The following is a 13,239-nucleotide window of genomic DNA, read 5'->3' as shown; positions in this document are numbered from 1 at the left end:
GGTGCTGCTGGTCCTCGGCCACTTCGCGATCATGCACGTGATCGACGGCGGCATCTCGCGCGTGAACTTCGCGTTCGTGTCGGGCCGCTGGTCCAACCCGTTCTGGCGCGTCTACGACTTCGCCATGCTCACGCTGGCGCTGCTGCACGGCGGCAACGGGCTGCGCGTGATCATCGACGACTACGCGCGCAGCGGCGCCCGGCGGCTCGCCTACCAGGCGCTGAACCTCACCGTCATCGGCCTCACCTGGGTGCTCGGCTCGCTGACGATCTTCATTTTCACCCCGCAACGGCTGACGGCGATGACAGTGCGGCACTCCTACGACGTGGTGATCGTCGGTGCGGGCGGAGCCGGGCTCCGCGCGGCGCTGGAGGCGTCGGCGCGGGCGAAGACGGCCGTGCTCTCCAAGCTGTACCCGACGCGCTCGCACACGGGCGCCGCGCAGGGCGGCATGTGCGCGGCGCTGGCCAGCGTCGAGGAGGACAACTGGGAGTGGCACACGTTCGACACCGTCAAGGGCGGCGACTACCTGGTCGACCAGGACGCCGCCGAGATCATGTGCCGTGAGGCGGTCGACGCGGTCTACGACCTCGAGCACATGGGCATGCCGTTCAACCGCACGCCCGAGGGCAAGATCGACCAGCGCCGCTTCGGGGGCCACACCCACCACCACGGCAAGGGGCCGGTGCGCCGCTCCTGCTTCGCGGCCGACCGCACCGGGCACATGATCCTGCAGACCCTCTACCAGCAGAACGTCAAGCAGGGGACCGTCTTCTTCGACGAGTTCTACGTGCTCGACGTGCTGCTCGTGGAGGGGCGGGCGGGCGGGGTGGTCGCCTACGAGCTGGCCACCGGGGAGCTGCACGTCTTCCGGGCCAAGTCGGTGGTCTTCTGCACCGGCGGCTTCGGCAAGATGTTCAAGGTCACCTCCAACGCCCACGCCCTCACCGGCGACGGCCCAGGCGCGCTGTACCGCCGCGGCGTGCCCATGGAGGACATGGAGTTCTTCCAGTTCCACCCCACGGGGTTGTACCGGCTCGGCATCCTGCTCAGCGAGGCGGCCCGGGGCGAGGGCGGCATCCTGCGGAACAAGGACGGCGAGGCGTTCATGGAGCGCTACGCCCCCACCATCAAGGACCTCGCTCCACGCGACATGGTCAGCCGGGCCATCTACACCGAGACCCGCGAGGGCCGCGGCGCCGGGCCGGACGGGGACTACGTCTACCTGGACGTGAGCCACCTCGACCCCGAGGTGATCGACGCCAAGCTGCCCGACATCACCGAGTTCGCCCGCACCTACCTCGGCGTCGAGCCCAAGAAGGAGGGCGTGCCGATCCAGCCCACCGCCCACTACGCCATGGGCGGGATCCCGACCAACGTGCGTGCCGAGGTGGTCATCGACCCGGCCAACACGGTCCTGCCCGGCCTGTACGCGGCCGGCGAGTGCGCCTGCGTCTCGGTGCACGGGGCCAACCGGCTCGGCACCAACTCGCTGCTCGACATCGTGGTGTTCGGCCGGCGGGCCGGCAGCTACGCCGCCGAGCACGCGGCGACGGTCGGTCGGCCCGAGCTGCCCGACGACCCCGCCGGCCCGGTCGTCCGCATGCTCGAGGAGCTGGCCGGCCACCCGGAGGGCGAGCGGGCGGCCGCCATCCGGGGCGACCTGCAGGTCAACATGGACGCCAAGGCCGGCGTCTACCGCACCGAGACGCTGCTCAAGGAGATGGAGGTCGAGCTGGCCGCGCTGCGCGAGCGCTACCGCCGGGTCTGGGTGCAGGACACCTCCAGGCGGTACAACACCGACCTGCTCGAGGCGGTCGAGCTCGGCTTCCTCCTCGACCTGGCCGAGACCCTGGTCGTGTCGGCCAGGGCCCGGCAGGAGAGCAGGGGCGGCCACTTCCGCGAGGACTTCCCGGTCCGGGACGACAAGAACTGGCTGCGCCACACCCTGGCCTCCAGGACCGACGACGGGGTGAAGCTGGCCTACAAGCCGGTCGTCATCACGCGCTACCAGCCCATGGAAAGAAAATACTAGGAGCGTGTTTCCTGCTGGTGGACGGGGTTGGCGAGCAGGCCGGCGGGCTGCTGGGGCAGCTCGAACTGGATGGGGCGCCAGGCCGGGCCGAGTTCGTGCATGCGCTTGAGCTCGGCGAGGAAGGCGTGCCAGCCGGCCTGGGTCTGGTCGGCGTCGCCGTCCTTGGTGAAGCCGCTGTGGACGATGGTCAGGTGGGTCCTGCCGGCGGAGCCCTCCAGTTCCCAGCGCACTACCGTGTCGGGACGGTCGCCCGACGGCCAGGTGTAGGCCAGCGTCCGGCTGGGCTCCAGTTCCAGGATCTTGAGCGGGGCGTCGCCCGGGCTGAAGGTGATGTGGCCGCCGACCCGCGGGTCGGCCGCGGCATCGCCGGCGATCCAGCGGTTGAGCTGCTCGGGCTCGATGAGGGAGGCGTAGACCTGCTCAGGCGGGGCGTCGATGGTGAGGTCGACACGGGCCTCGTCGCGGCGGGCGTGGCTGAAGTCGCGCTTGGGGGCGAGGTCGCGTCCCTCGACGTGGTTGGCGAGGTTGGCGACGGAGAGCCGCCAGAAGTCGTGGAGGGGGACCCGGCCGGTCCCCGCCAGCAGCTCCTCGAACGTCGGCGCGCCGGTCTGGGTGAGCGTCAGCACGGTGCCGTCCCGCCCGTCCGGCTCCAGGAGGATCTCGGTGGTCGTCTCGTCGCCGTCCAGCAGCCACGCCAGGCGCAGCAGCCGGTCGGGTTCGGCGGCCAGCAGGCGCTGACGGCCGGGCTGGCCCTTGGGGGTGGAGCGGCCCCAGAACTCGAAACGGCCCTCGGGCAGCGAGACCTCGGCGTGCTCGGTCAGCCAGGTGCGCAGCGCGGCGGGGTCGGTCAGCGCCCGGTACACAGCTCCTGGGGGCGCGGCGATGCGTGCACGGAGGGTGAAGACGTCACTCACGGGCTTCTCCTTTCGGATAGCAGGCCAGGGCGATGCGGAAGGCGTCGCCGTCGGCGTCGCCGTAGCGGGTCAACAGGTCCTGAAGGGTGGTGCGGAGCTCGTCGAGGAACGCCTGCCGCCGCCGGAGGGGCAGGCGGATCTCGCCGGAGATGCCCAGCGACGGCAGCTCGGCGGCGGTCCGGTCGAGCCCGGCGAGGTCGGCCTGGACCTCTTCGACCAGGTTGAGCAGGTAGCCAAGGCTCAGCTCGTCCTGGGCGCGGCGGCCGCCGATGGTGCCCACCAGCTTGGGTGAGAGCCAGTAGGAGCGGGCGCTGGCCTGGTAGATGCCTTCGTGGATGCCGCGGACGCGGCGTTCGGCGACCTGGGTGGCCAGGCCGGCGTCGACCAGCCGCCTGACGTGGTAGTAGACCCGCTGGGGCGTCTGGCCGAGCTGCGCCCCGACTTCGGTGCAGGACCGCGGCTCGGCGAGTTGCCGCAGCACCTCGACGCGTTGGGGCTTGAGCAGCGCCTCGGCCTGCTCGAACCGGTCCAGGTACAGTAGCTCCCTCATTGCACAAGTAAGTTTGAACATAAGGCAAGTCTTTGTCAATCGTCCACGCCGTACTCCTGCGGCAAGTCCTGTCGTTCCCGTGACGCAAGTTCGCCACCTGGGCGGCGCATGCCCACTCCGAGTTGCCCGACCCGCAGGGTCGCGGATCATCCCCGCGGCCAGGACGATCGACAAGAACCGGCCGAAGGTCGGAAATACGCTCTAAAGGCCAGGCTCCTCAGCGGACGGGAGGCTGAGCTTTACGCCAATGCCGCTAACCGCCGCTTCGTGACGCCCTCGGGCACCGCAGACGGCCTCGTGGCCGCGATCAAGGCAGTGGGGTCGGCTGTCGTGCCGTTCGGGACAGGGCGCGGTCGCTGGCCGGCTGCTGAGGTGGACGCCGGCTCGCTGTCGCCGCGACCGGGGAGCGCCGGGCCGATCGCGCGGCACGGGCCGCGGTGAGGACGGCCACCGCGCCGCAGACCGCCACGGCGGCGAGCAGGAAGGCGGGCGACCAGCGGTCGGTCCCTGCGGTCAGCGCGTGCACCGTTGTCGCTGCGAAGAGGGCGAAGCTGGCGTAATGCACCCGCCGCCAGAGCGTGCGGGGCAGGTGACCCCGGGCCAGCGAGGTCAGCTCGACTGCGAGGAGCAGGTAGAGGCCGATGGTCCCCCAGGCGACCGCCAGCGGATGCCAGTCGCCGGTCAGCGGTACGAAGACGTTGACCAGACTGAAGTGGACGTAGCTGTCGGCGACTACGGCGAGCACGTGGATGCCGGTGAACACGAGGGCCAGGCCGCCCAGGAAGCGGTGGAGGTCGAACAGCCAGGCCGGGCGCGGCCGGCTCGGGACGCGAGGGGTGCTCGACTGCGATCACCCAGGACCCGCCGCCTGGTGCGCTGCCGTCGACCCGCAGGTCGCCGCCCACGTTCACGCAGGCTCCCGCCGCACCTTGCGACAGCAGCTCGTCGACCAACAGGTCGGCGGCGTGGCCCTTGCCGATCCCACCCGGGTCGAAGCCGACGCCCGGCGGCAGGGTGACCGTCTGGCGGGCGCGGTCGACGACGACCCGGTCGTAGCCTCGGCCGAGCCGTGACCGGCCGCGGGGGGCCTTGTCGGTGAGCAGCTCGAAGCTGCGGTCGTAGCCGGCCCGGAGCACGTCGCCGAGGACGGTCGGGTCGTAGCGTCCGCCGCTGACGCGCGCGCCTTCCAGGGCGTGCTCCACCAGGCCAAGCGTCGACGGAGAGACGTGCACCGGCGAGCCGGCAAGGTCGTTCAGTCGGCTGACCTCGCTGGTCGGCTGGAACCGGCTCCAGCGCCGCTCGAGCCGCTGGATGCGCTCGCGGGCGACCTGGAGCAGGCGCGGCTGTCCGCCCACCACCAGCACGTGGACGTCGCAGCCCATGGCACGAAACCGCAGCTCAGCTCCTGCAGTGGTCGCGGTCGGCATGGCGGCCTCAACTCCCCTGGCTGGCGGTCACGGGCGACTGGGCCGACGACGATCCAGGCGTGGCCCCCCATGAGCTGGTGTCCGACTGCGAGGTCGACTGGGAGCTTGTGGAGCCCGGGCTCGACGCGGACGCGGCCGCCGTGCTGCTGGCCTGGTGGGCGGCCATGCCGCCGCCCAGACCGACGAAGACCGCCGCGCTCAGCACAGCGGCGACCACCCGCGACCGCGCGGCGGGGTGGCGTCGCCGACCCGGCCGGCGGGTGCCATCCCTGGCTCGCCGGGCCACAGCGCCCCGGTCGGTTCCAGCATCAGGCAGTGGCATGTGATCCACAGCAACCTCCCTCTCACACTCCTTCGACCGGCATGGCCGACGGGCATGGCCCCAAGCCTGCCCGTCGCAGCTGGAACAAGCCTGGAAGGCACCTGGGAGTCTGCTGAGTCGAAGTCGGCAAGGACTTCGAGGTGACGGGGTCTCGAGTCCCCGCCCCCGCCCGTGACCTGGCGCAGAGGCGCGCAAGCTTCTGTAGGGTCGCAAGCTTCTGTAGGGTTAGGACCCACGCCGCGCAGCCACGGAGAAGGACTCCCATGCAGGTGACCCTGCGGGTCCGCCGCTTCAACCCGGAGACGGACGAGGCCCCGCACTTCGAGACCTACGAGATCCCGGCCGACCCGATGGACCGGGTCCTCGACCTGCTCCACTACGTGAAGTGGAACATCGACGGCTCGCTGACCTTCCGGCGGTCGTGCGCCCACGGCATCTGCGGGTCGGACGCCATGCTCATCAACGGGGCGAACCGCCTGGCCTGCAAGGTGCTGGTGCGCGAGGTGGGCGACCAGATCACGGTGGAGGCGCTGCGCGGCCTGCCGCTTGCCAAGGACCTGACCGTGGACATGGAGCCGTTCTTCCGCTCCTACCGCGAGGTCATGCCGTACCTGATCAACGACGGGCAGCCGCCCGACAGCGAGCGCCTGCAGTCGCCGAAGGAGCGCGAGCGCTTCGACGACACCACCAAGTGCATCCTGTGCGCCGCCTGCACCACGTCCTGCCCGGTGTTCTGGGCCGACGAGGAGTACTTCGGGCCAGCTGCGATCGTCAACGCCCACCGGTTCATCTTCGACTCCCGCGACCGCGGCGCCGGCCAGCGGCTCGAGGTGCTGAACGACAAGGAGGGCGTCTGGCGCTGCCGGACCACCTTCAACTGCACCGACGCCTGCCCGCGCGGCATCAAGGTCACCCAGGCGATCCAGGAGGTGAAGCGGGCCCTGCTGTTCCGGCGCGTCTAGGCGGCGGGGCGTTCCCGGGCCATGCAGCCCTCGATGAGGGCCTTCATGTGACCGGCGTCGTCAGCCCTTACACGTCGCACGGTGCCGCATCCTCCGCGCGTTCCCACCACCGGCAGCGCGCGTTCCCACCACCGGCAGGAGCCAGCTGAGGAACCGGAGGGGGGCGGCCGGCGGGTCAGGCCGCGGCCGGGTGGGTCAGGCGGCGGTGGGTTGTGGTGGGGGCGATCCGGTAAGGGTGTGGTGGCCGGTGGGGCCACGGGCGAGGTGCTGGTGGCCTTCGTGGACCGCACGGTGGTGGGCGCGGCACACCAGGACCAGGTTGTCCAGGCTGGTCGGGCCGCCGTGCAGCCAGTGCCGCAGGTGGTGGGCGTCACACCAGGCCGGGGGCCGGTCGCAGCCGGCCACCACACAGCCTTTGTCGCGCACGGCCAACGCCGTGCGCAGCCCGGCTGGCACCACCCGGGTGGTGCGGCCCACGTCCAGCACCTGCGAGCGGGCCCCACCCAGGGCGGGGGGCAGCAGCGCCAGCCCCTCGCGCAGCCGCCGGAGCAGCTCGTCGTGGCCGCCGGGGACCGGGTCGTCGGCGCCGGCCGTCAGCGTCTGGCCGTCGACCAGCGGGTGGCTGGCGCCGGTGGGCGGGTTGTCGGGGCCGGGGGTGAGGTCACGGTTGGCGGTGGGGTGGCGGGTGCAGACCACCCGGGTCATGGCGGCGTCGCAGGCCAGCCGGCGGGCCGTCTCCTGGCCAACCGGCCCGGCCCAGCCGAACACCCCGGGCGCACCCGGGCGGCCCAGCAGGGCGGCCAGGTCGATGGTGACGGTCACCTGGGGGCGCACCCCGCCGCTGTCGGGCAGCCGCCCGCCGGCCAGGCTCCGCCGGGCCAGCTCGGTCAGCGCATCGGCGCGCCGCTGCGCCCCGGTGCGGTGGTCGTGCGGGCCGGCGGGGCGGGTCAGGGGGTCCAGCGCCTGCAGCAGCGTCTCCCCCGCCTCGGGGTCCAGCAGCCCCGCAAGCGCCACCATCCCCTGCCAGGTGCCCGCCACGTGCAGGCCGCGCTTTTCGAACCGGCGCTGCGCCTGCTGCTCGGCCCGGTCGGGGTCGGCGACCACCCGCAGCTGCTCGACCACCCGGCGCAACCGGCCCGGGTCCAGGCGGCGGGCGGCCTCCAGCAGCACCGGCTCGGCCCGTGCCGTCGTGGGGGCGTCCAGGTCACCGGTCCCGGTGGCCAGCACCACCGCGTGCTCGTAGGACAGCGCCCCTGCCGCCAAGGCCGCCGCGGTACCCGGCAGCGGGCCGCGATGCAGCGCCCGCGCGACCCGGACCCGCTGGCAGGCCGCGCCGGCGGTCAGCCGGGCCCGCGCCCGCAGCCAGCCCGCCGTCGACGCCGCCCGCCCGCCGCGCTCGGCGCCGGCCGCGCCGCGCGCGTCGACCGCGGCCAGCTCCCGGAGCCACTGGCCTTCGAGGCGGTCCAGCAGCCCCCGCAGCGCCAGCACCCGCTCGGCCGCGACCCCGTCGGGCAGGCCGGTCAGGTCCTGGGCGGCCAGCTCCTGGACCGCGGCGGCCAGCATGGCCAGCCCCACCGGCTGGCCCGCCAGCCCGGCCGCAGGCTCCCCCGCCCGCCCGACCGCCGGCCCCACCGCCGGCCCCACCGGCGCCAGCCCTGTCGAAACTGTGTTCGAGTCCATGCCCGCAGGCTACCCCGTCCCGATCCCGCCGCCACCCACTGGCCGGCATCTGTGGATAGGCGGCGTGGGTCCGGACCGCCGCGGCGGGATCGGGAAGGGAGCTGCGCGACCGCCGCTCCCGGGTGGCGTCAGCGTCCGGCGCGCAAGCTGCTGGCCTGCCGGGTACACTGCCGCTTACCTGCCGCCGCGCTGGTGGTGCTCGGCGCGGCAGCCTCGGCCGCGCTCCTCGGCCGGCCAGGGCCCGCGCCTGTGTGGCGAGCCGCGGTGCTCAGGCGAGGTCGTAGTCGAGGGTGACGGTGGCGTGTTGCCTGGCTACCGAGGAGGCCTCGCCGCGCAGGCCGCCGGAGCGTTGCTGGGGTCGGCGGCGAGGGGACTCGAGCCTCAGCCGGTCGGGACCGCAGCCTGCTCGTGGCGACCGCCCAGGTGCTCGGCGAGGAAGCGCTCGGCCGCGGCGTAGAAGCGCAGGCGGTTCTCGGGCTTGGCGAAGCCGTGGCCCTCGTCGGGGAAGAGCAGGTACTCGTGGGGGATGCCCTTGTCGCGCATGGCGGCCACGATCTGCTCCGACTCGGCCTGCTTGACCCTGGGGTCGTTGGCGCCCTGGGCGATCAGCATCGGGATCCGGATCCGGTCGACCCGCGACAGCGGCGACCGCGACCAGAGCAGGTCCGCCTCGGTGTCCGGGTCGCCCACCCGGGTCTTGAACAGCGACAGCATGGGCTTCCAGTAGGGCGGCACCGACTCGATGAGCGTGATGAGGTTGGAGGGCCCGACCACGTCGACGGCGCAGCGGAACACCTCAGGGGTGAAGGTCGCGCCGACCAGGGCGCTGTAACCGCCGTAGGACCCGCCGTAGATCGCGAAGCGGGACGGGTCGGCCCAGCCCCGCTCGACCGCGAAGCCGACCGCGTCGACCAGGTCGTCGTGCATGGCCGCGCCCCACTGCTTGTCGCCCGCGTTCAGGAAGTCCTTGCCGTACCCGGTCGAGCCCCTGAAGTTGACCTTCACGCACAGGTAGCCCCGGTTGGCCAGCCACTGCGCCTCCGGGTCGAAGCCCCAGACGTCGCGGGCCCAGGGGCCGCCGTGGACGTTCAGCACCGCGGGCAGGCCCGACCGGCCCGCACCGGGCGGGAAGGTGGCGTAGCCGTGCACGGTGAGCCCGTCCCTGGCCGTGAACGAGAACGGCTCCATCTTGGCGAGCTGGTAGCGCTCGAGCTCCGGGCGGTGCACGAACAGGAAGGTGGCCTCGCCGGAGGCCCGGTCGTAGGCGTAGTACGACACCGGGCCGTCGTCGGCGGTGAACTCCAGCAGCCAGATGCGGTCGGCGTGGTCACGGCCGAGGAAGGCGGGGTCGCCCGGGTGGATGGCGCGGATCCGCTCGAGGTCGCCGGCCAGCCCCGGGTCGAGCGTCTCGATCTGGGCCCGCTCGCGCAGCACGGTGACCAGCTCGGGCCGGTGGGTGTCGGGGTTGACGGTGAGGTCGCGCACGTCGTACCTGGGGTCCTCGAACAGCACCCGGCTCGAGCGCGCGGCCGGGTCGAAGCAGACCACCCGGGCCGCGTTGGCGTCCTTGGAGGTGACCAGCAGCAGCTCCCGCCCGTCGGCGCTGAACGCGACCGGGCTCGTCCCCAGGGCGTCCTCCGGCCCGACGACCAGGGCCGGCTCCCACTCGGCCTGTTCGCCGTCCCGGAGCATGACCGCGAGGCCGCCTTCGGGCGTCAGCGCGACGCCGCAGCGGACCCGCAGCTCCGAGTCGGCCAGCCAGCCCACGAAGCCCGGGTTCTCGGCGACCTTCTCGAGCTCGCCGGTGGCCAGGTCCACCCGGTAGACGTCGTGGAGCTGCTCGTTGTCCTTGTTGATCCCGACCAGCAGCTCGCCCGGGAAGTGCTTGTCGACCGCGACCACCTGCGCCTGCACGTTCTCGAACGGGGTGAGGTCGCGGGTGGTCCCGAGCACGAGGTCGACCGCGTACAGGTGCCAGTTCTCGTCGCCGCCGCGGTCCTGGACGTAGAGCAGGTGACGGTCGTCGTGGGCCCAGAAGAAGGCCCGGATGCCGCGGTCGCGGTCGTCGGTGACCGGCTTGAAGTCGTCCCCGCCGACCGTGCCGACCCACACGTTCAGCACGCCGTCGACCGGAGCGAGGTAGGCAAGGCGGGTGCCGGCAGGCGAGATGCTCGGGCTGACCCGCTCGGGGTTGCCGAACAGCACGTCGCGAGGGATCAGGGGCACCGTCGTCATGGGCTCATTCAAGCACGGGGAGGGCCTCCCCGACGCGGCGCCGAGGGGCCCCAAGGGTCCGCCGAGGCTGCATGCTCAGTCGAGGCTGTGTGCTCAGTCGAGGCTGCATGCTCAGTCGTCGTCGCGCGCGACCTTGGTCGGGGGCAGCTCGCCGGTCGCGCGCTCCCAGAGCCTGTCGACCAGCTTGCGGGCCGCGAGCACGACCAAGGCGGTGATGACCGCGAACACCACCCGCTTGGCGAGCTTGCGCGCCTCCGCGGGCGCGCGTTCCGACAGCTTGGCCACCTTCGCCTCCATCTGCTTGCGGGTCTCCTCTACTTCCTTGGCTGTTGCTGCCGCTGTCTCGCCCACTTGAGCTCCTCCTTCAGCTCCGCGGCCGTCTCCCTCAGCTCCGCCCTGGCCTTCTCGGGCGTCATCTTGGTGGCTCGGAGGCGCCTCCCGCCGATCAACCCGAGGACGGCGACCACGAGGAACAGCACGATAGTGACGATGAGGAAACCGAGCCAGTCGGGGCCGCCGATCGCCACCGCGATCGTGAACAGCAGGAAGCCGAGGCCGTAGAGGGCGAGGACCCCCGCGACGGCCAGGAGGCTGGATGCCTTGGCGGTGCTGGCGAGCCCCTCGGTGACCTCCTGCCTGGCCAGGAGGATCTCCTGGCGGACCAGCGTGGTCGCGTCGTCGGCGATGCCCTTCAGCAGCTGCGCTGTCGAGGGCTCGCCTGGCGGAGCGGCGCCGGGACCGGGCCGGGTCGCCCCGGTCCCGGGCGACGGCGTTTCCTGGGTGGCCAAGGTTGCTCCTTCCAGCGGTTGAGCGGATCGAGCCTGCACGGTCGAGAAGACGGTACCCGCTCCGTGGCTCTGCACCCACTACCCCGGGACCTGCCCCGCTATCCGCACGCCGGCAGATCGCCTACCCGCACGGGCAGATCGGCCCAGAGCAGCCGTTCCACGCCGAGGCGGTCAGGGCGGCGCGTCACCGTGGACGGTGCCGGCCCTCTGGCCATCCGCGAACGGCTCCTCGCCTCCGGGCGGTCAGGGCGGCGCGCAACCGTGGACGGTGCCGGTGCCGCCGACGACCTCGACGAGCCGGACCAGGGCCCGGCGGACGGTGGGTGGCATGCTCCGCCTGAGCGCCTCGTCCATCGGGACCCACTCGAGCCGGATGTGCTCGTCGGGCGACTCGTTGTGCGGCTCGCCGCGCCAGGTGGTGGCGACGAAGTAGGCGTCGGCCCGCTCGCCGTCGTCGAAGCAGCCGAGGGAGGCGATGTCCAGCGGCTCGACCGCGGCCTCTTCGCGCACCTCGCGCAGCAGCGCCGCGAGCAGCAGCTCGCCCGGCTCGGGCTTGCCGCCGAGCGCGTCCCACGCCCCCGGGTAGCGGCGGCCCCGGGCCCGGGTGCGGAGCCCGAGCAGCACCCGCGGCGGGTCGAGCAGGAACAGGGCGACGCTGGCCGCCCGGCTGGTGGGGACCTCGCGGATCAGCTCCGAGGCACCAACGGCCACCCGGCGCAGCGGACGCCAGACCTGGTCGTCGCCCTCCTCCATGAGGGCGACCTCGCGCAGCGGGAACGAGGCGCAGAACCCGGCCAGGTCGCGCGCGGCCTGCTCGATCTGGTCGGGCGGGAGGTCCTGGGCGACGGTGACGTGCGGGCGGAACGGGTGGGTGCGCCGGTCCAGCGGCGGCTCCCGCAGCGCCGCCTCCAGGGCCTCGAGCGCTGGCGCGCCCTCGCCGACGGCGACGAAGGCGACCGGGGCGTCGGGCAGGAAGGTACCCGCCCCGTCCAGGGTCACCACCGCGGGCACCGCGGCGGTGGCCGCCCGCTCCAGGAGCGCGACCGCCGCCGGCACGTCCTCGGCGCGGACCGACTGGGGCGGGACCAGGGTGATGTGCGGGGGCACGGCGTGCCTGGCCGGCTCGCGCAGCGCCCGGCGCCAGGCCTGGATGTGGAAGGCGACCGGCTGGGGCAGCAGCGCGACCACGGCCAGCCGGCGCCTGGGCACGTCAGGCGTTCCCGGTCGCAGGCGCCTGAAGCGCGCCAGGCCGGCCCGGGAGGAAGCCCATGCGGTCCCTGACCTCGGCCAGGGTCCCGCGCGCGATCGAGCGGGCCTTGGCCGCGCCGTCGGCCAGGATACCGGCCAGCCGGTCGGGGTCGGCCCGCAGCACCTCGTACCGCTCCCGGACCGGCGCGAGCCAGCCGACCAGCACGTCGGCCAGGTCGGACTTGAAGTCGCCGTAGCCGCGGCCGGCGTACAGGCCTTCCAGCTCGCCGACCGACCGGCCCGACGCGATCGAGTACAGCTCGAGCAGGTTGGAGACGGCCGGCTTGTCGGGACGGGCGACCACCTCGCGGCCCGAGTCGGTGACCGCCGAGCGCACCTTCTTGCGCACCACCTCGGGCGGGTCGAGCAGGTGCAGGCGGCCGGCCGGGGACACCGCCGACTTCGACATCTTCGCGTCGGGCTGCTGCAGGTCCATGACCCGGCCGCCCACCTTGGGGATGTAGGCCTCGGGAAGCGGGAAGGTCTGCCCGTAGCGGGCGTTGAAGGTCTGGGCGACCTCCCGGGTCAGCTCCAGGTGCTGGCGCTGGTCCTCCCCCACCGGCACCCGCTCGGCCTTGTACACGAGGATGTCGGCCGCCTGCAGCACCGGGTAGTTGAAGTAGCCGACAGGCACCGCGCCCTCGCTGCGGAGGGCCGCCCTGGCCTTGAACTGGGTCATGCGGCGCAGCTCGCCCACGGTCACGATGTTGTTGAACATCCAGGCCAGCTCGGTGTGCTCGGGCACGTGGGACTGCACGAAGATCGTGCAGACGTCCGGGTCGAGCCCGACGGCCAGCAGGATGGTTGCTGTCTCCAGGGTGCGGGCGCGCAGCTCGGCCGGCTCGTAGGGCAGCGTGATCGCGTGCAGGTCCACGATCGGGAAGAAGGCGTCGAACTCGTGCTGCTGCTGGACCCACTGCCGGAAGGCCCCGACGTAGTTGCCGAGATGCGTGTTGCCGGTCGGCTGGACGCCGGAAAGGATCCGCGGCACGAGCGTCCTCCACTTGCTCGACGGTCTCGAAACGGCGGGCGCGCAGGCCGCCACCCGCATCCTAGCGAACGCGAGCATCTGGCAACG

At 72.8% G+C, this 13,239-nt stretch carries 13 protein-coding genes and 1 pseudogene; 5 read left to right on the top strand and 9 right to left on the bottom strand.

Annotated elements, in window-relative coordinates:
• Positions 1-31 precede the first annotated feature (31 nt).
• Together VG276_14420 and sdhA are read left to right on the top strand one after the other, a co-directional pair.
• A pseudogene (locus VG276_14420) lies at positions 32-181 on the top strand (succinate dehydrogenase).
• A 120-nt stretch (positions 182-301) separates the two neighbouring features.
• Complete coding sequence (gene sdhA / locus VG276_14415; protein ID HEV8650562.1) at positions 302-2,035, top strand: succinate dehydrogenase flavoprotein subunit; 1,734 nt, start codon at positions 302-304, stop codon at positions 2,033-2,035.
• Here the strand turns inward: sdhA and VG276_14410 are convergent.
• From VG276_14410 to VG276_14400, 3 genes are all read right to left on the bottom strand, one after another.
• Complete coding sequence (locus VG276_14410) at positions 2,032-2,949, bottom strand: SRPBCC family protein (GenBank protein HEV8650561.1); 918 nt, start codon at positions 2,947-2,949, stop codon at positions 2,032-2,034. The two genes, sdhA and VG276_14410, sit on opposite strands and share 4 nt — an antisense overlap.
• Complete coding sequence (locus VG276_14405) at positions 2,942-3,499, bottom strand: helix-turn-helix domain-containing protein (GenBank protein ID HEV8650560.1); 558 nt, start codon at positions 3,497-3,499, stop codon at positions 2,942-2,944. Before VG276_14405 ends, VG276_14410 begins: the two co-directional genes overlap by 8 nt.
• A gap of 307 nt (positions 3,500-3,806) precedes the next feature.
• The gene (locus VG276_14400) at positions 3,807-4,262 is read right to left on the bottom strand and encodes a hypothetical protein (GenBank protein HEV8650559.1); all 456 of its coding nucleotides are present in this window, start codon (positions 4,260-4,262) and stop codon (positions 3,807-3,809) included.
• A gap of 166 nt (positions 4,263-4,428) precedes the next feature.
• Between VG276_14400 and VG276_14395 the strand changes: the two genes are divergently transcribed.
• From VG276_14395 to VG276_14385, 3 genes are all read left to right on the top strand, one after another.
• Positions 4,429-4,572 carry a hypothetical protein gene (locus VG276_14395; GenBank protein ID HEV8650558.1) on the top strand — a complete coding sequence of 48 codons (144 nt, stop codon included), beginning with the start codon at positions 4,429-4,431 and terminating at the stop codon, positions 4,570-4,572.
• A 413-nt stretch (positions 4,573-4,985) separates the two neighbouring features.
• Complete coding sequence (locus VG276_14390) at positions 4,986-5,252, top strand: hypothetical protein (protein HEV8650557.1); 267 nt, start codon at positions 4,986-4,988, stop codon at positions 5,250-5,252.
• Positions 5,253-5,511: 259 nt separating this feature from the next.
• Positions 5,512-6,210, top strand: coding sequence for a succinate dehydrogenase iron-sulfur subunit (locus tag VG276_14385; protein HEV8650556.1), 699 nt, complete (start codon positions 5,512-5,514; stop codon positions 6,208-6,210).
• A 195-nt stretch (positions 6,211-6,405) separates the two neighbouring features.
• Here the strand turns inward: VG276_14385 and VG276_14380 are convergent, their stop codons facing one another.
• From VG276_14380 to trpS, 6 genes are all read right to left on the bottom strand, one after another.
• Positions 6,406-7,854 (bottom strand): DUF222 domain-containing protein, encoded by a 1,449-nt coding sequence (locus VG276_14380; protein ID HEV8650555.1) that lies wholly within the window; start codon positions 7,852-7,854, stop codon positions 6,406-6,408.
• A gap of 417 nt (positions 7,855-8,271) precedes the next feature.
• A complete protein-coding gene (locus VG276_14375) occupies positions 8,272-10,125 on the bottom strand; it encodes a S9 family peptidase (GenBank protein HEV8650554.1) in 1,854 nt (617 codons plus the stop codon).
• Positions 10,126-10,236: 111 nt separating this feature from the next.
• Positions 10,237-10,476 (bottom strand): hypothetical protein, encoded by a 240-nt coding sequence (locus VG276_14370; protein HEV8650553.1) that lies wholly within the window; start codon positions 10,474-10,476, stop codon positions 10,237-10,239.
• Complete coding sequence (locus VG276_14365) at positions 10,440-10,913, bottom strand: phage holin family protein (GenBank protein HEV8650552.1); 474 nt, start codon at positions 10,911-10,913, stop codon at positions 10,440-10,442. Before VG276_14365 ends, VG276_14370 begins: the two co-directional genes overlap by 37 nt.
• 243 nt (positions 10,914-11,156) lie before the next feature.
• A complete protein-coding gene (locus tag VG276_14360; protein ID HEV8650551.1) occupies positions 11,157-12,122 on the bottom strand; it encodes a 2'-5' RNA ligase family protein in 966 nt (321 codons plus the stop codon).
• Between the two features lies 1 nt (position 12,123).
• Entirely contained in the window at positions 12,124-13,152 is a 1,029-nt protein-coding gene (trpS, locus tag VG276_14355; GenBank protein HEV8650550.1) for a tryptophan--tRNA ligase, read from the bottom strand.
• Between the last annotated feature and the right edge of the window lie 87 nt (positions 13,153-13,239).

It is taken from the genome of Actinomycetes bacterium, assembly GCA_036000965.1.
In the GTDB taxonomy this organism is placed as follows: domain Bacteria; phylum Actinomycetota; class CALGFH01; order CALGFH01; family CALGFH01; genus DASYUT01.
The sequence above is the reverse complement of the archived record's forward strand: the minus strand, read 5'-3'. Positions and strand labels throughout refer to the sequence as shown.

Coding starts and splice junctions, on each gene's coding strand:
- sdhA (HEV8650562.1), top strand. CDS start 302: ATGACAGTGCGGCACTCCTACGACGTGGTGATCGTCGGTGCGGGCGGA.
- VG276_14405 (HEV8650560.1), bottom strand. CDS start 3,499: ATGAGGGAGCTACTGTACCTGGACCGGTTCGAGCAGGCCGAGGCGCTG.
- VG276_14385 (HEV8650556.1), top strand. CDS start 5,512: ATGCAGGTGACCCTGCGGGTCCGCCGCTTCAACCCGGAGACGGACGAG.
- VG276_14375 (HEV8650554.1), bottom strand. CDS start 10,125: ATGACGACGGTGCCCCTGATCCCTCGCGACGTGCTGTTCGGCAACCCC.